The following is a 17,403-nucleotide window of genomic DNA, read 5'->3' as shown; positions in this document are numbered from 1 at the left end:
GCGAGCTCTTTTTTCTGCTTTAGGTAAGTCTGTCGTGGTTTGAAGTACTGCCTGCACTTGACGGGGCGCTGCTTTCTTTGCCATGTGAATGCGAAAATGGGTTAAAGGCATTTTGCACCTCTGATGAATGTGCTAGACCCTGCATAACCGGGGTGAACACCCGCAAGTGAATACGGTGAGGTTAGGCGAATATGGTCGGCATCAGGGCAGGGTTCAAAGCCATCGGTGTAGTTCTTCTATTGACTGCTCTTGTCAGCTGCGGCAATGGCCGTGAAGGAGACCGGTCAGTTAATCTGGAAGCGTTCACGCCGGAACAGATTTTTGAGCGAGGCGAGTTTGAATTGTCCCGTAACCGGACCATTGACGCAGCGTATTACTTTTCGGAAATTGAACGACTTTACCCGTATTCTTCGTGGTCGCAGCGAGCTCTGATCATGCAGGCTTTTACCTTTCATCAGGGTAAAGACTATGAAAACAGCCGCGGTGCTGCGCAACGGTTTATTGATTTCTATCCAACCGATGAAGACGCCGCCTATGCTCAATACCTGCTAGCCCTAAGCTATTACGACCAAATTGATGAAGTTGGCCGCGATCAAGGGCTGACGTTTCAGGCATTGCAGGCGTTGCGGACAGTGATCGAAGTCTATCCTGATAGTGAATATGCCAACTCCGCCATTTTAAAATTTGACCTGGCATTCGATCACTTGGCGGGCAAGGAAATGGAAATCGGTCGCTACTATCTACGCAAGGGCCACTATTCATCTGCGATCAACCGGTTCAGGGTTGTGGTCGAAGATTTCCAAACCACCAGCAACACACCGGAAGCTCTGCACCGTCTGGTAGAGGCCTATCTATCCCTGGGCTTAACGGCTGAAGCGCAGTCCGCTGGGGCTATCTTGGGCCATAACTATCGTTCCACTGAATGGTATGAAGACAGCTACAAATTGCTAACGGCCAATGGGCTGAAGATGAAGGACCGTGGAAACAACTGGCTGAGCCAAATCTACCGTCAGTCGATTAAAGGGCAATGGCTCTAAGGAAGGGTGGGGCCGCGTCCCCACCTCACGGATAGCGGTAATGCTGCGCGCACTTGATATTCGAGATATTCTGATCATTGATCACCTAGAACTGGGATTTCAGCCCGGCCTAAATGTGCTGACCGGCGAAACCGGGGCAGGCAAGTCCATCTTGCTTGATTCGTTGGGCTTTGTTCTAGGCTGGCGGGGGCGTGCGGAGTTGGTGCGTCAGGGCGCCAAGCAGGGCGAAGTGGTTGCGGAGTTTGATTTGAATGACGGGCATGCAGCCCATTCAGTGTTGGCCGAAGCCGGGTGGCCACCCTGTGAAGACGGCGAACTGATCCTACGCCGTGTCAATACCTCTGAAGGGCGTAAGACCGCCTGGGTTAATGATCGGCGATGTTCAGGCGAGGTATTGCGGGCGCTTTCTGCCACACTAGTGGAGCTGCACGGCCAACATGATGACCGCGGTCTACTGAATCCAAAGGGCCATCGTTCAATGCTGGACGAGTTTGCTGGTGTGGGCGCTCTTTTAGCGAACACCCGTAAAACCTGGACCGCGATGGCCAAGGCCCGCAATGCGGTGAATGCAACCCGCGCCGCCCTAGATGAAGTCAGAGCCGAAGAAGAATTCCTGCGTCACGCTGTTGCTGAGTTGGATCAACTGAACCCTCAACCCGGTGAAGATGCTGCGTTGGACGTGCAGCGGCGACAGATGCAAGGAGCAGAACGTATCCGCGGCGATGTTGCCCGCGCACATGGTTTCCTGACCGAAGGTGCTGAAAGTGCGATGGGCGAAGCACAACGCTGGCTGGAATCGGTCAGTGGCAGCGATGCAGCTGACTTGGACGCACCGTTAGCAGCGCTAAGCCGAGCCATGTTGGAATTGGGCGAAGCACAGGATGGTGTCGGCCGTGTTCTAAGTGGGCTGGAGTTCAATCCATCCGAACTGGAAGAGTGTGAAGAACGGTTATTTGCCATTCGCGCACTTGCTCGCAAACACGACGTGCTGGCCGATGAGTTGAGCGCATATGGTGAGACATTGCGGGTCAAACTGGCGGCATTGGATGCGGGTGACAAAGATTTAGCTGATCAAGAAGCCACACTATTGGCGGCCGAGGCAGATTACGAGGTAGCCGCAACGTCGCTCAGCGCGAAACGTCAGCAACGCGCCGGGTCTCTAGATGCCGCAGTGATGGCAGAATTGGCACCTCTCAAAATGGAACGCGCTGTATTCCAGACAATGTTCGATATAGCAGAACCGGGCCCCGAAGGTCGAGATGTCGTTGCATTTACAGTGGCCACGAACCCGGGTGCACCTGCTGGACCACTAAACAAAATTGCCTCGGGTGGTGAACTGAGCCGTTTTCTGCTGGCGCTCAAAGTGTGTTTGCACGGGGATGACAGTGGTCAGACACTGATCTTTGATGAGATCGATCGTGGTGTTGGCGGGGCGACCGCTGATGCAGTGGGCCGCCGCCTGTCGGCGCTGGCCGAAGGCGGGCAAGTTCTGGTGGTCACCCATTCCCCCCAAGTTGCGGCGCAAGGCGCCTATCATTGGCGGGTGCAAAAGCAGGTTGTCAATGATTTGACACTCTCCACAGTGGTGCCTCTGGACAGTGATGCGCGCGTTGATGAAATAGCTCGGATGGTTTCTGGCGATACGATTACGGAGGAGGCCCGCGCAGCGGCGCGCTCTCTGTTGGCAAGCTAGCAGAGACAATCTTCTGAGCGTGTTACAAAAATTAACTGTCTTTTTTGTAACGTCACTCTGTTCTAAACAGATTGGGACCGGACCAAAGGCAGGCAATGAAAAAAACCACTCGCTCTCTTATGTTGACCCAGCGGGCGTTGGTACGTGCGGCGCTGCGCGATGGTTGGCGTGTGCTGCGGCACCGTGGCCCCAGTCAGGTGCAGTTCTGGTTCATCGCTTTGATGATTGGTATTGCTGGTGGGTTTGCCGCCTTATTCTTTCGCATGGGTATTACCGCGCTGCAGGCCTGGGTTTACGGGGCAGACGATGTTCTTTTTCTACATACTTTCGCGGAATCTCTGGAGTGGTATTGGGTTTTGTTAATCCCCGCACTTGGTGGTCTGGTGGTTGGGGTGATCCTGCACAATTTTACGCCTGATGGGCGGGTGCGTTCTGTGGCTGATGTGATCGAGGGCTCGGCCCTGAGGGACGGGCGCGTTGAAGTGAAGGAGGGGTTGGCCTCTGCGCTGGCCTCGTTCTTAACGCTCAGTACCGGTGGATCCACCGGTCGCGAGGGACCAGTGGTTCATCTCGCAGCTGTCATATCAACCTGGGTCAGCAATCGCATTCAGGCCGATGGCCTTACAGGGCGAGATTTGCTGGGATGTGCCGTAGCGGCAGCCGTGTCGGCAAGTTTCAATGCTCCAATTGCGGGTGCACTATTCGCGCTTGAAGTGGTTCTGCGACATTTTGCGGTTCATGCCTTTGCCCCAATTGTGATCGCCTCAGTCGCTGGTACGGTGATCAACCGACTGGCTTATGGCGATGTCACAGAATTTGATCTGGTGACGCCAGGCGCTTTGCAATTCTATGTAGAATTACCTGCGTTTCTAATCTTGGGGACCATTTGCGGCCTGGTGGCTGTGGTGTTGATGAGATCTATTTTCTGGGCTGATGCGCTTGCTGGTTTTGTCCAGGATCATTTGCACTTGCCTCGCTGGCTGCGTCCAACCGCAGCGGGAGCATTGCTGGGGCTGATGGCAATCTGGTTCCCCCATATAATTGGCGTTGGATATGAAACGACAGTCTTAGCGCTAACTGGCAGCCTGCTGCTATGGCAGGCAATTCTGTTCGCCATATTCAAAACCGCGGCGGTGGCTGTCACCATGGGTGGCCGTATGGGCGGCGGAGTGTTTTCACCCGCTCTAATGATCGGGGCATTGACCGGACTGGCCTTTGGGCTGATTGCCACATCGGTGCTGCCAGATGTTTCAGGTACGCATACGCTTTATGCCTTTGCTGGCATGGGAGCGGTTGCGGCGGCTGTACTTGGCGCGCCAATTTCAACAACCCTGATCGTTTTTGAGCTCACTGGTGACTGGCAAATTGGGTTGGCGGTAATGGTGGCTGTGTCGATGTCCACCGCACTCGCCTCGCGGCTAGTGGATCGGTCGTTTTTTCTGACCCAGCTGTCAAAGCGTGAAATCCACTGCGCGGCTGGGCCGCAGGCTTACGTATTGGCGCTGATCCGGGCAGGGGCCGTGATGCGGCCCCTGGGTGATCCGCGCTGTGCAACATCTGAGGACTGTGCGGCGCTAATTGATCAGGGGCTGTGTATTGTAGCTGCCGCCAGTCTTGAAGCAGCTATGCCGATTTTTGACCGCGCAGATATCGCATATTTGCCCGTGGTTGTGCGCAACGATGAGGATAGCGATCCAGAAATTCTTGGCGCTCTGTATCACATTGATGCGTTAAAGGCTTACAATCGAGCACTGGCCGCGGCTGCAGCTGAAGAACACAGCTAGCCACAGGTAAGGTCTGACTGGTTCAATTCAAGATTAATCCGAAGATTTAATAGCGTCGCAGATTACACCGCGCAGCCATTTCAGGCGGGCGGAATTATCATAACGCCGATGCCAAACCAGATCAAAATGGAGATCAGCCTGCGGCAACGGAATTGGACAAGATTGCAATCCAGAAAAAGCAGACTGCCCCAACTGTGATGGTAATGTCGCAATCATGTCAGAACCGCGCACCATCTCAGCCAGCAACCAGACATTGGGTACCATGCAGGAAATACGTCGTTTCAGGCCTCTGTCTTCTAGTGACAGCGCCAACTCGCTCTTGCCACTCCCACCAAAATCCAATGCTGCGTGACGGGCATTGCAATAGTCCGAAACTGTGTGGACTGGCTCCGAAACCGAAGCGTCATAAAAAACGACCATCTTACTGGATGACAACGGTGTATGGTTCAGACTAAGTGGATACTTGGCTGGACGCACAGTGATGGCAATGTTTGTGCTGGCGTTGTCGAGCACCGTCTCGACGTTTGTTCGTGACCCAAGTTCGCGAAAAATCACTGTTTTGTCAGGTACTTGCTGCCATATCGCATCTCTGATTCGCGAGACCTCATGGGCCAATGTGCTACCATTGGCTGCAATAGAGAAAGGCTCTGTGTCTGTGTGCGGGTTATAGTCCCCCATGTCGACAAGGGCTTCCATTTCCGCAAGTAAGCCCCGCACTTTCGGGGCCATCAACTCAGCATGGGCACTGGGAATGATGCCTCTGCCGGCTTGAATGAACAGGCTGTCACCCAAAATAACGCGCAGTTTTTCGATGCTATGGCTCACCGTGGATTGACTGATGTCCAGTTGATGCGCCGCCTTGCTGACCGATACATTATCGAAAACAGCGAGAAAGATGCGTAAAACCCTACCATTGATCTGTGATATATCGACATCTTGCATAGGTTAATTTTTTCTTTCGATTGCTAAAATGAGTAAGCTAGCCTCATGATAAAGACGGAACAGTAGTACTACTCACAGGCAAGACGGAAGGAATATCATGTTCTTCTCGAAAAACGGCCCAAAAGAGGCTGATAAGAACAACAAATTGAGCGAGCAAGAAAAAGAGCGAGTGTCACTAGAGGCCCTCATTGATTACGCAATCCGCTGTGCAAACGAGACGCATTTTGTTGGATCGGGTGATGCTATGGAAGCTGCACGACGCCAGTTAAGCAATTCTCTGCTCCATTAACGAAGTTTGGGATGCGACAGGTAGTCGCTCCCGGTATCGTTGTGTTCAAACACCTCACCCTCGCGGCATTGCTCCGCGCGGATGCTCTTTTTAACCCTAGTTTTTAGTTTGAGTATAAAAGCTAGAGTGCCGGAACTCTCAGTAGATCAGGAGTTGCCTGTTTTTGCTGTTAAAGCTGCTCGACCTTGACCGAGTCACTGAGCACAAACGCCAGATAGTTTTTGATTTCAGCAACACTATCGATTGGGTTTTCGTAACTCCAGACCGCGTCTTTTGTGGTTGTAGACATATTAACGATAGAGAAGTAGCTGGCATCACCTTTATAGGGGCAATGGGTTGTTTTATCGCTTCGATCCAGCATGGCCATCGCAATGTCTTCACGAGGAAAATAGATCACAGGCGCAAGGTGTCCTTCGTTCAGCTCCAGCACATTGCTGCTTTCTCCCAGGATGGCACCACCCGAGCGTACGACCCAGTTGCCAGTTACCTTGCGAATGCGGATATCACTCATGTCATCTTCCCTGTGTTCTTGGTTCTCTTCGGCCGAGCAGCTTCTATATCAGTTGAAAATCAAATTGTCGCGGTTGCTTTGACCAGCCAAGCCTGTGCATCAGCAGTGACGTTGGGGCCAATTTTTGCCGCGACTTCTTGATGATAGGCATTCAGCCAGTTGCGTTCTGCTTGCGTCAGCATTTCTACAACGATCAATCGCCGGTCAATTGGAGCAAAGGTGAGTGTCCGCCACACCAGCATTTCCCGTTCTGCATCGGCACTGGCTAATTTGGGCGCAGGTTCAACCACCAAAAGGTTTTCAATACGGATACCAAAAGCCCCTTCACGGTAATACCCGGGTTCATTGGACAGGATCATCCCCGTCTCTAGTGGCACATGGCTAACGCGGCTCAACCGTTGTGGCCCTTCATGGACACTCAGGAACGCACCAACACCGTGGCCTAGTCCGTGGTTGAAGTCCTGACCAGCCAGCCACAAGGGAACCCGACCCACGGCTTCGATATCACGTCCAGCCAGTCCAACGGGCCAGCGTAGACAGGACATGGCGATCATACCTTGCAGGACGCGAGTAAACGCCGCCCTTTCTTGGTCACCAGCCCCCCCAATTGGTACTGTGCGGGTAATATCTGTGGTGCCGTCCAAATACTGGCCCCCACTGTCCAGAACCAGCAAATCGCCTTCGTTCAGAACGGTGTTGGAGTCCTTGGTGACCCGGTAGTGCATGACCGCACCGTTTTCACCCGTGCCTGCGATGGTTTCAAAGCTAATATCGCGTAGGGCGGGGTCGCGCTGGCGCAACTCTTCCAGCTTGGTAACCACTTCAATTTCGGTCAGGCTGCCAGGAGCCTGAGCATCAAGCCAGGCCAGCACCTCCACCACTGCTGCGCCATCCCGCAGATGGGCGGCGGCACTTCCTGCTATTTCAGCGGCGTTTTTGCGGGCCTTAGGCAGGGCGCAGGGATCACCGGCGTTCACCAACCGGTCGCCAAGGTTATCAGCCAGAACTTGAGGCACAGTAGTCGAATCTACGGCAACTGCACCGTTCAAAGCAGCGACAGCTGCTTCAAGGTTGGCCGTAGGGTGGATCGTCACTGAGGCGCCCAGATGTTCGGTGACACCAGCCAGTTTTTGCACTGCCATAAACAGATCTACCCGAGCATCATCGTGGAGAATTGCAAACCCATGCGCGACTGGATTGCGGGCGATATCGGCCCCACGTATGTTCAGCAACCACATGATTGAATCGGGCAGGGTGATTAGTGCCGCTGTTTGGCCCGCATCACTCAGTGTCTTAGCCAATCGCTGACATTTGTCAGCCGCAGCTTCACCGGCATATTGAAGTTCATGAGTGGTGACATCCTGCATCGGGGCAACCGGACGATCTGTCCAGACCCGGTCAACAAGATTGTCGACCTGTACCAGTTCAATTCCGGTTCCAGTTAGGCGCTCCAACAAGGTCTTGATCTGTCCGGCGGCGTGTAGCCAGGGATCAAATCCAACCTTGCCACCCTCTGGTAGTTGCTCGATGAGCCAATCCGCCAGTTGGATCTCGGGCCAGGGTACGGGGGTGTATTCAGCTGCGACCTGTCGTTTGACCTGGGTGCGGTACCGCCCGTCGATAAATACTCCCGCGATACTTGTAAGAACGGCACAAAACCCTGCCGACCCGGTAAATCCGGTCAGCCAGCTCAGCCGTTCATCACAAGGGGCCACATATTCCCCTTGATGTGCATCTGCACGCGGCACCAGAAACCCGTCCAACCCTTCGGCCGTCAATTCTGCCCGCAGAGCCTGCAAACGTGGTGGTCCCTGTTCCGGGCGCGAAGTCACATCAAAAGTCTGATACATGTGGGGTCCTCCGGGGCAAAATCAAAAGGCGCGCCATCTCGATGACGCGCCTTATATCTTCTTGTTTCAAATACCTCTGCCTGTGGCAAGGGTCGGCTTATCCAGCTCGCTTGATCCCCATCACCCGTGCACGCGCGCGCGGGTCAGAATCAAACAAAGCAGCCAGTTGCTCAGTCATAGCGCCAGCCAACTGTTCCACATCCGTGATGGTGACCGCGCGGTTATAATAACGAGTCACATCATGGCCGATCCCAATCGCCAACAGCTCAACGATCTTTTTCTTTTCCACCATGGTGATTACATCGCGCAGGTGTTTTTCGAGATAGTTGGCGGGGTTCACCGACAGGGTACTGTCGTCCACTGGGGCGCCGTCCGAAATCACCATCAGGATTTTGCGTGCCTCTTGCCGTGCGGCCATCCGCCGGTGGGCCCATTCCAGCGCTTCACCGTCGATGTTTTCCTTCAGCAGGCCTTCCTTCATCATCAAACCCAAGTTGGGCCGGGTGCGGCGCATTGGGGCGTCGGCACTTTTGTAGATGATGTGGCGCAGGTCGTTCAGACGGCCCGGCATTTGTGGGCGACCATCGTTCAGCCAAACCTCACGCGCCTGTCCGCCTTTCCAGGCCCGGGTGGTAAAGCCCAGGATTTCGACCTTGACGTTGCAACGTTCCAGCGTTCGGGCCAGAACATCTGCACAGATCGCCGCGATCGAGATCGGTCGACCGCGCATTGAGCCAGAGTTGTCGATTAGCAATGTCACGACCGTGTCTTGGAATTCAGTGTCTTTTTCGATCTTGAACGACAGCGGTGTAGTGGGGCTGACCACCACACGGGCCAAACGGCCGGCATCCAGAATGCCTTCCTCCAGATCAAATTCCCATGACCGGTTCTGCTGCGCTTGTAGGCGGCGTTGCAACTTGTTGGCCAAGCGGTTCACGGCACCTTTCAGCGGCTCTAGTTGCTGATCCAGATAGGCGCGCAATCGTTCCAGCTCGGCTGGTTCTGCCAGATCTTCGGCGCGTATTTCTTCGTCGTGGTCGCTCAGGTAAACCTTATAATCCGGATCGGCATCAGACGGCGGCAACGGGGTAGGCGGCTCCAGCGGCGCCTCACCATCCGGCATCTCGGTTTCTTCGCCAGTTTCTTCGTCGGCCATATCATCGGCCGAAACCTGAGCCTGCTGCTCGTCCTGCTGCTGTTCCTGGCTTTGCTCCGGATTGGCGTCAGCCTCGTCATCCGAAGCATCTTCTTGACCGCTGCTATCGGGATCTTGCTGTTCTTCGGCGTCGTCTTCGGCCTGATCATCCTGATCGTCGATATCGTCGGGGTCATCACCCAACTGATCGCCATAGCCGAGATCACTGATCACCTGACGGGCGAACTTGGCAAATGTGGCCTGGTCAGCGATGGTATCGTCGAGGTTTTCCAGCGTTTCGCCAGCCTGGTTTTCGATAAACCCACGCCATAGTTCCATCACGTTGGCCGCACCTTCAGGCAGGGGGCGTCCGGTGGCCAGATGGCGGATCAGATAGCCGGCTGACACCGCAAGCGGCGCCTCGGACGCGGTTTGGCACTGATCATAGCCCTTGCGCAGAGCTTCGTTGTGGATCTTGACATCAATGTTGCTGGCGGTGCCAGGCATATGCCGCGCGCCCATGGCCTCGCAGCGGGCAGTTTCCATTGACTCGTACAAGTCACGGGCCATGTCACCGGGTGGTGCGTATTTGGCATGCACACCGTCGTCATGGAACCGGTGGCGCAACGCCAAAGCATCGGCGGTGCCACGGGCCAGCAGCACCTCTTGGCGGGTCATCCGGCGCGATACCTGTGGCAAGCGCATTGAATCCCCGGACAGGCCGGATGGGTCAACTGTATACGCAACGCTGAGGTCCGAGTCGTTGGCCATGACCTTGGTGGCCTCGGCGAGGGCCTTCTTGAACGGGTCGGCGGGATTGTCGTTCGGCTTTTTCATTCTTTCCGACTTTCGATCAGATCAAGGCAAATAGCCTTGTCATTCTTAAAGATGGGCATCTCGACATTCCTCTTAGGCCAAACCCCGTGAAAGCTGTTGAGGTATTTCTGGACTAACGACTGTGACCTTGATTTCTCAATCTCAAGTTTAGACGCAAAATCTGAGGGATCAATCTTGAACACAAAAGCAAGAATATCACGTTGCTCTCCATAGGGCGCTGCGGCTGCCCATAGAACCCGCACCGATTCAAAAAATCCGACACATCTGACGTGTTTGTCTGTGATCGAAGATTCTTGTGAAATAGGAGCAAGCTCACCAAGGCTTTTTGCTGTTGTAGTAGCACTCGCAATATTGGCTGCACCGATGGCGAAGCACAGACTTGCGAAGTGCTTTTGCGCTTTCGTCACCCCAAGCTCACGTTCGCAGCACTTTCCGGCAGTTCCTCGTCAAAACAGCGCTGGTAGAACTCGGCTACGGTCTGGCGCTCCAGCTCGTCACATTTGTTCAGGAACGACAGGCGGAACGCATAGCCCACATCACGGAAAATCTCGGCGTTTTGCGCCCAGTTGATCACCGTACGAGGCGACATCACGGTGGACAGATCACCGTTCATAAATGCGGTCCGGGTCAGGTCGGCAACAGTTACCATCTGGCTGACCGTCTTGCGGCCGGCCTCGGTGTTGTAATGCGGTGCCTTGGACAGCACGATCATGGTTTCGGCGTCATGCGACAGATAGTTCAAGGTGGCAACCAGCGACCAGCGGTCCATCTGGGCTTGGTTGATCTGCTGGGTGCCATGGTACAACCCGGTGGTATCACCGAGACCAACAGTGTTGGCGGTAGCGAACAGGCGGAAGTGTGGGTTTGGGGTGATGATTTCGTTCTGATCCATCAGCGTCAGCTTGCCGTCATGTTCCAGTACCCGCTGGATCACAAACATCACGTCGGCACGGCCAGCGTCATATTCATCAAACACAATCGCAACCGGGTTGCGCAGCGCCCAGGGCAGAATGCCTTCGTGGAATTCGGTGACCTGCTTGCCGTCTTTCAGCTTGATCGCGTCTTTACCGATCAGGTCGATCCGGGAAATGTGACTGTCGAGGTTCACACGCACAGCAGGCCAGTTCAGCCGGGCGGCAACCTGTTCAATGTGTGTGGACTTACCCGTGCCGTGATAGCCTTGGATCATAACGCGGCGATTGTGCGAAAATCCGGCGAGAATTGCCATGGTGGTGTCTGGGTCGAATTTATAGGTGCTGTCGATATCCGGCACCCGGTTTGACCCATCGGCAAAACCTTTGATGGTCATGTCGGTGTCGATGCCAAACACATCGCGGACCGAAATGCTCTCGGTGGGTTTAGCAGTGATATCCAGCAAGCCGTTGCTCATGACGCGCGATCCTTATTCTCATATCCCCATCGGCGGGGCCCCGTTTGCCGGATTGGTGCAACATCTTGCGGGCAAGGGCAAGGGGAACTGCACAGGTTCACGACTTGGCGGTGTGTTTACTCACTAACTGGTCTTATCGCAGGCAGGTTGTTGCCTGCAGTGACCCATATAATTGGGTGTTGGCGGTCGCAATCTCAAAAGGCGACCTACCTATAGGTATTGCTGAGTTTGGGCCCGGGCCCCGCATTCGATGTGTTGTTAAATCGGGCTTGTGTTGTGGAGGACTTCTTGTGGAACAGTGGAGTATTCAAGGCGAAGAAATCGCCAATTGTAACTGCAACTTTGGTTGCCCCTGCCAGTTTGGTGTTTTGCCAAGTGATGGAACTTGCGAAGCGGCGGTGTTTTTCCGCATCGACAAGGGCCACTACGGCGATATCCAGTTGGGTGGCCTGTTAGCCGCTGGAGTATACAAATGGCCTGGCCCCATCCACGAAGGCGCAGGCGAAATGCAGCTGATCATTGATGACAAAGCCAGCGCCGAGCAACGCGCCGCATTGCAGGCGATCATGACAGGTCAGGATACTGTCGAAATGGCCACCATGTGGTTTATCTTCAGCGCCATGTGCCCCACCAAGCATGACACCATTGTCTCTCCCATCTCGGTTGAAATAAACGCAGAAGACCGGATCGGCAAAGGCTCCGTTGCCGGAGTGGTAGAGGTCAGTGCAGAGCCGATCCCAAACATCATGTCCGGCGCGCCGCATCGCGTTGGTATCCGATTGCCAAACGGATTTGAGTTTGGCTTTGCCGAGATGGCCAAAGGCAGCACAAAAACCTCGGGTGGCGCGATTGACTTGCTTAAAAACTCGGGAACACATGCGCATTTCGCCAGTCTACATTTGACCGGTGAAGGCCGTGTAGGCGCCTGAGTGCTGGCTCAGACATGGAACATTTGAAGCAAACTCCGGCGCTGGGGCCGGTAGAAAAGTTGGTGCGTCGGGATAAGGTGATTGTCCTGTTTTCAGCATTGCTAATTGCCGTATTAGCGGCGTGGTATACTCTGGCCGGGGCTGGTGTATCAATGTCGATGAACCCGGTCTGGACGACGGATTATGGGCTACTGAACTTTGCCATGTGGTGGGTCATGATGATTGCCATGATGACCCCCAGCGCCGCACCGATGTTGCTTCTCTATGTTGCAGTCAAGCGCATGGGGTCCGAGGCGGACCAAGCTGTCTGGCTCAGCTTGTTGTTTTTAACAGGATATCTATTGGCTTGGGGTGGCTTCAGCCTGATTGCAACTGCTGCACAGTGGCAGATTGAAATCCTAGATCTCTCCATGGGGGCGATGATGCCGCTGACGTCGCGGTCGGTTGCTGGGGCAGTTTTGCTGTTGGCGGGCTGTTATCAGTTTTCTGGTATCAAAGATGCCTGTCTGAGGCATTGTCGCTCTCCCAGCGCATTTCTGGCTGATCACAACCAACCGGGGGCGAAAGGGGCAGTGCGACTGGGAATCCTTCACGGCGGTTATTGTCTGGGCTGCTGTTGGGCAATGATGGCACTGCTGTTTGTTGGGGGGCTGATGAACCTCTATTGGATCGCAGGTCTTGCGTTTTATGTTTTGGCCGAAAAAACATTACCCAAAATGCACAGGTTTTCTGGCGCAACAGGAGCTGTGTTGATCACCTGCGGCGCGTATTTTCTGATCTCGTCCCTGATCAATTAGTCAGTGGTCGTGCTTGGCTCTGGACAGGAATGTCTGGAATTTTCCAACCTCAAACCGAAACAGGAGATGACTATGGCGCTATTTATTACCTATGCGAGCTATTCGCAGGCTGGCATCAAAGGGCTGCTATCCAAGCCCGAAAACCGAACCGGTGCAATTCAAAGCCTACTCGACAGTGTCGGCGGTAAAGTGGTGGCGATTTATAATACCACCGGAACCAATGACATCGTTTTGGTGTCCGAAGCCCCCGACGGCTCGGATGCTGTTGCTTTGGCGATGGCGGTTTCTGCTTCAGGTGCGATTTCCAAAGCTGAGACTGTGCGCGCATGGACCAGTGACGACTTTGAGGGCGTTATCAAAAAGGCTGCTGGCCTGACCGGAGCCTATGTTCCTCCCGGATCGTGATACATGGCATAGACGGGTTGCGCAAAATAGTGCGGCCCTTCGCCTATCACTGAGCGCATAGCTGCCTGTACAATAGAACATCTATACTTTTGCTCCGAAACCTATTACATGCGCCCAATCGGGTCACGTGGGCCCCGCCCACCGTGATGGTGGTGCCGTCAAAATTCCGGGCTGGCTGACCCAATTGCCGTGCCCCGCAGCAAGCGAAAATGAATATCGTGAAAACAGCACTCGCAGATGCGCTTAAGGCGCGCGGTTATGAATCTCTGACCCAGGTCCAGCAAGAGGTCAGCAATCCTGAGCTCGAGCAGTCGGATCTGTTGGTCTCTGCCCAGACTGGTTCGGGCAAAACAGTTGGCTTTGGTCTGGCTATGGCGCCAACATTGCTGGGCGACGACGAAGGTTTTGGTCAGGCGGCCGCGCCGCTGGCGCTGGTCATTGCGCCAACCCGTGAACTGGCCCTTCAGGTCAAGCGCGAGCTGAGCTGGTTGTATCAAGGTGCCGGTGCCCATCTGGCGTCAACTGTCGGCGGGATGGACATGCGCGACGAGCGTCGGGCGCTGGATCGCGGCACTCATATCGTTGTTGCCACTCCGGGCCGTCTGCGCGACCACATCATGCGTGGCTCGATCAATCTGTCCGAAGTCCGTGCTGTTGTGCTGGACGAAGCCGATGAAATGCTCGACCTCGGTTTCCGCGAAGATCTGGAATTTATTCTGGGCGAAACACCTGAAACACGTCGTACCCTGATGTTCTCGGCAACAGTGCCCAAAGGCATCGCACGGCTGGCAGAAACCTATCTGAAAGATCACCAGCGGATCACCACGGTTGCCGAGAAATCACAGCACGCGGATATTGATTATCAACTGCTGGCAGTTTCGCAGCGTGACTCTGAAAATGCCATCATCAACGTGTTGCGCTTCCACGAAGCCCCAAACGCATTGGTGTTTTGTAACACTCGCGCCATGGTCAACCGTCTGACCACACGCCTGTCGAATCGGGGCTTCTCGGTTGTAGCGTTGTCGGGCGAGCTGTCACAGGCAGAACGCTCGAACGCGTTGCAGTCGCTGCGTGATGGTCGTGCCAGCGTTTGTGTGGCTACTGATGTTGCTGCGCGCGGTATCGATCTTCCTAAGTTGGATCTGGTGGTTCATGCCGAACTGCCAAACAGTCACGAAACCCTGCTGCACCGTTCAGGCCGGACCGGCCGGGCAGGGCGCCACGGTGTGTCTGCGTTGATCGTTCCGCCCAAGGCGCGCGGTAAAGCGATGCGCCTGCTGCGTTCGGCCAAACTCACTGCTGAAGAGCTGAATGCGCCAAGCGCCGAAGCTGTTCGCGGCCAGGATGAGGCCCGTATGCTGGGTGATGCATCTTGGAACGAAACCGTGACTGAGGCAGAGGCCACACCTGTTGCGAACCTGCTGGAGAAATTTTCTCCGGAGCAGCTCGCGGCTGCTTACCTGCGTTTGTTCCACTCGCGTCACACTGCGCCGGAAGAACTAAGTGATCCAGGTCAGGACAAAGGCAACCGCAGAGAGCGCGAACCATTTGGACCGTCGGTTTGGTTCTCCGTTGCCGGTGGTCGCGATGCGGGCGCAGAGCCGCGCCGTCTGCTGCCAATGCTGTGCAAGGCCGGTAATCTGTCCAAAGACGACCTCGGTGCGATCCGGGTGCAGGGCAAAGAGAGCTTTGTTGAGTTGCGCCAAAGCAGTGTTGATGGTTTCCTGAAGGCACTTGGTGGCGCTTCAGAAGTTGAAGGCTCCAAGGTAACACAGCTGGATAAGGCCCCAGATATCGCCAATTCGCCACGCCCTAAGTTTGATGGGAAAGGCCCGCGTCGCGATGATCGTGGCGACCGCAAACCACGCGGCCCACGTGAGGATTACAAATCGCGCGGTCCACGAGAAGACCGCAAACCTCGTGAAGACCGGAAGCCTCGTGATGATTACAAGTCTCGTGACGACCGGAAACCACGTGAAGACATGGGCAAAAAGGGTGGCGGATCCGGGTATGGCGGCAAGCCTTCGACCCCACCAACTGATTGGAACGATGCGCCTGCTCCACGTGCGAAAAAGCCGAAGCCTGCCGCGAATAAGGCTGCAAGCAATCCCTCTCAGCGTATGGCGCGTCCAGGTGAAGAGCATGTCACCCCTCTGAAGCGGCGAAAGTCTGGCGATAGCAAACCCTATGCCGGCAAAACACGCAGCGACGGTGAACGCAAAAAAGGTCCACCGCCCCCAAAGGGTCGGGCTGATAGCAAAAAGAACAGGGCCCGCGCAGCGGCCGCAAAAGGTGGCGGTGGCTACGCCAAGAGTAAGCCCCGCAAAGGGAACTAGTACTTTCCGACACTAGAAACATTGATGCAGGGCGGCTTTGGCCGCCCTCTTTATGTGTTGTTGGACGTCGGCTCAGTAGTGTTCTCGACTTGCAGACCTGCCCAGTGTGTCGACCAGTTCCCCAATGGTGCCAGCAACTGGAACAGCTCTTGTCCGGTGTCAGAAAGCTGATACCCGGCGTCCCCGCGCTCAAGAAGCCCGCTTTCCCGCAGCTCTTTGATCCTACGGTTCAAAACAGAGGGAGAAACAGACTCGCAACTTTCCTGAAGGTGCCTGAATGTCATGGGCTGCTGTGACAGTTGCCAGATAATGCCCAAAGCCCAACTCCGCCCCAATAGATCGAACAGTGCCATAATGGGCTTACCAGTTTTTGAGCCGCGGACAGGAGATCCGGGTCGGGGAGTGTGATTTGGCATAGGTTCTCCGTTGCTATCATTTGTGTAGCGCGCTATTGCTACACAAATGATAGCAATTTCGGAGAGGTAAGTCATGTTCTTGTTGCCTGTGTCTGCGGCAATTGCCGCATCAGTTGGCTGGGCCGCTGGGATCGTGTTGGCGCAGGCGCCTGCTCGCCAACTAGGGGCTTTTGAATTCACCCGCATTCAACTGATTGCATGCGCAGCAATTCTATTGTTGGCGTCTACCATGTTAGGGGGGTGGACGACTGTTGCCTGGCAGTATTGGTCGTCTTTTGTTGTCAGCATTGTTGCCGGTATCGTCATCGGCAACCTTGCGATGATTGAATGTCTGCGCCGTGGCGGACCCAGACGTACCGAAGTGCTCTTGTCCCTTAAGGCGCCAATTGTTGCAGCTATGGCCTATCTCTGGCTTGGTGAGACTCTTTCAGCTTTGGGGATATTGGGAGTTGGGGTGGCGATATCCGGGGTCCTGATGGCAGTCCTGTCCCAAACGGACAAACCGGAGCATAACGAGAAAATTTCAGGCTCAATTGGCATGGTTGTCTTATTGGGGCTTATCGCCACCACCAGCCAGGGCGCAGGATTCCTGATCATGAAACCCGCCATGTTGGCAGGAACCGATCCCATTGCAGCCTCGGCGATCCGATTAACCGGAGCTGCTTTTGTGGTTTCGGTGATTGGCCTTTGGCCGGCGCAGGTATTTAGGTGTGAAATCAACATGACACCGGCACTTCTTGGGCGAACCATTCTTCCTGGATTTATTGGCTACGGAGTTTCATCAACCTTGCTTCTGTATGCCTTCGCAAACTTCGAAGCGGGCGCTGCGGCGGTTCTAGGATCACTTTCACCCGTATTGATATTGCCGATCCTGTGGGTCAGGGATGGTGTGCGACCTTCGCTCCAAGCAATTTCGGGTGCTGTTTTTGCGGTACTTGGAACGAGCCTGATTGTTCTAACTTGAAAACCATCGCAAGCCACTGGTTCTGGTTGGTGCAGGGTCTTCAAAAAAAACGGTATACGCCACCCCGCTGTTTGAACCTGCAAAAGGG

Annotated in this window: 16 protein-coding genes; 9 read left to right on the top strand and 7 right to left on the bottom strand. The window is 54.9% G+C overall.

The annotated features are described in order from the left end of the window. The first annotated feature begins 191 nt into the window (after positions 1-191). The 3 genes from FEE96_RS04645 (at position 192) to FEE96_RS04635 (ending at position 4,514) form a co-directional block, all read left to right on the top strand. Positions 192-1,037 carry an outer membrane protein assembly factor BamD gene (locus tag FEE96_RS04645; RefSeq protein ID WP_138161852.1) on the top strand — a complete coding sequence of 282 codons (846 nt, stop codon included), beginning with the start codon at positions 192-194 and terminating at the stop codon, positions 1,035-1,037. Positions 1,038-1,077: 40 nt separating this feature from the next. Beyond that, positions 1,078-2,730 carry a DNA repair protein RecN gene (recN, locus tag FEE96_RS04640; RefSeq protein ID WP_138161851.1) on the top strand — a complete coding sequence of 551 codons (1,653 nt, stop codon included), beginning with the start codon at positions 1,078-1,080 and terminating at the stop codon, positions 2,728-2,730. 95 nt (positions 2,731-2,825) lie between these two features. Beyond that, positions 2,826-4,514 (top strand): chloride channel protein, encoded by a 1,689-nt coding sequence (locus FEE96_RS04635; RefSeq protein ID WP_138161850.1) that lies wholly within the window; start codon positions 2,826-2,828, stop codon positions 4,512-4,514. A gap of 33 nt (positions 4,515-4,547) precedes the next feature. Here the strand turns inward: FEE96_RS04635 and FEE96_RS04630 are convergent, their stop codons facing one another. After that, positions 4,548-5,456, bottom strand: coding sequence for a LysR family transcriptional regulator (locus FEE96_RS04630; RefSeq protein ID WP_138161849.1), 909 nt, complete (start codon positions 5,454-5,456; stop codon positions 4,548-4,550). A gap of 97 nt (positions 5,457-5,553) precedes the next feature. Between FEE96_RS04630 and FEE96_RS04625 the strand changes: the two genes are divergently transcribed. Then, a complete protein-coding gene (locus tag FEE96_RS04625) occupies positions 5,554-5,745 on the top strand; it encodes a hypothetical protein (protein WP_138161848.1) in 192 nt (63 codons plus the stop codon). Between the two features lie 169 nt (positions 5,746-5,914). Here FEE96_RS04625 and FEE96_RS04620 read toward each other — a convergent pair whose 3' ends face one another. The 5 genes from FEE96_RS04620 to cobS form a co-directional block, all read right to left on the bottom strand. Then, complete coding sequence (locus FEE96_RS04620) at positions 5,915-6,256, bottom strand: DUF427 domain-containing protein (RefSeq protein ID WP_138161847.1); 342 nt, start codon at positions 6,254-6,256, stop codon at positions 5,915-5,917. A gap of 59 nt (positions 6,257-6,315) precedes the next feature. After that, the gene (locus FEE96_RS04615; protein WP_138161846.1) at positions 6,316-8,106 is read right to left on the bottom strand and encodes an aminopeptidase P family protein; all 1,791 of its coding nucleotides are present in this window, start codon (positions 8,104-8,106) and stop codon (positions 6,316-6,318) included. 97 nt (positions 8,107-8,203) lie between these two features. Further along, the gene (gene cobT / locus FEE96_RS04610; RefSeq protein ID WP_138161845.1) at positions 8,204-10,078 is read right to left on the bottom strand and encodes a cobaltochelatase subunit CobT; all 1,875 of its coding nucleotides are present in this window, start codon (positions 10,076-10,078) and stop codon (positions 8,204-8,206) included. Further along, positions 10,075-10,485, bottom strand: coding sequence for a hypothetical protein (locus FEE96_RS04605; protein ID WP_138161844.1), 411 nt, complete (start codon positions 10,483-10,485; stop codon positions 10,075-10,077). Before FEE96_RS04605 ends, cobT begins: the two co-directional genes overlap by 4 nt. Next, positions 10,482-11,468, bottom strand: coding sequence for a cobaltochelatase subunit CobS (cobS, locus tag FEE96_RS04600; protein ID WP_138161843.1), 987 nt, complete (start codon positions 11,466-11,468; stop codon positions 10,482-10,484). The genes FEE96_RS04605 and cobS overlap by 4 nt, the downstream gene beginning before the upstream one ends. Before the next feature lie 290 nt (positions 11,469-11,758). Here cobS and FEE96_RS04595 point away from each other — a divergent pair, with 290 nt between their 5' ends. The 4 genes from FEE96_RS04595 to FEE96_RS04580 all read left to right on the top strand — a co-directional run bounded on the left by FEE96_RS04595 (position 11,759) and on the right by FEE96_RS04580 (position 15,935). Further along, complete coding sequence (locus FEE96_RS04595) at positions 11,759-12,397, top strand: DUF1326 domain-containing protein (RefSeq protein WP_138161842.1); 639 nt, start codon at positions 11,759-11,761, stop codon at positions 12,395-12,397. Between the two features lie 14 nt (positions 12,398-12,411). Continuing rightward, positions 12,412-13,194, top strand: a complete 783-nt coding sequence (locus tag FEE96_RS04590; RefSeq protein WP_138161841.1) for a DUF2182 domain-containing protein — start codon at positions 12,412-12,414, stop codon at positions 13,192-13,194. A 72-nt stretch (positions 13,195-13,266) separates the two neighbouring features. Continuing rightward, entirely contained in the window at positions 13,267-13,599 is a 333-nt protein-coding gene (locus tag FEE96_RS04585) for a GYD domain-containing protein (RefSeq protein ID WP_138161840.1), read from the top strand. 209 nt (positions 13,600-13,808) lie between these two features. Next, on the top strand, positions 13,809-15,935 hold the full coding sequence (locus FEE96_RS04580) for a DEAD/DEAH box helicase (protein WP_245227154.1): 2,127 nt from the start codon (positions 13,809-13,811) through the stop codon (positions 15,933-15,935). A gap of 50 nt (positions 15,936-15,985) precedes the next feature. Here the strand turns inward: FEE96_RS04580 and FEE96_RS04575 are convergent, their stop codons facing one another. Beyond that, the gene (locus tag FEE96_RS04575) at positions 15,986-16,351 is read right to left on the bottom strand and encodes a winged helix-turn-helix transcriptional regulator (protein WP_138161839.1); all 366 of its coding nucleotides are present in this window, start codon (positions 16,349-16,351) and stop codon (positions 15,986-15,988) included. A gap of 73 nt (positions 16,352-16,424) precedes the next feature. Between FEE96_RS04575 and FEE96_RS04570 the strand changes: the two genes are divergently transcribed. Beyond that, complete coding sequence (locus tag FEE96_RS04570) at positions 16,425-17,315, top strand: DMT family transporter (protein ID WP_138161838.1); 891 nt, start codon at positions 16,425-16,427, stop codon at positions 17,313-17,315. Positions 17,316-17,403 lie beyond the last annotated feature (88 nt).

The sequence above is a fragment of the Parasedimentitalea maritima genome (assembly GCF_005771405.1).
Classification (GTDB): domain Bacteria; phylum Pseudomonadota; class Alphaproteobacteria; order Rhodobacterales; family Rhodobacteraceae; genus Parasedimentitalea; species Parasedimentitalea maritima.
The sequence above is the reverse complement of the archived record's forward strand: the minus strand, read 5'-3'. Positions and strand labels throughout refer to the sequence as shown.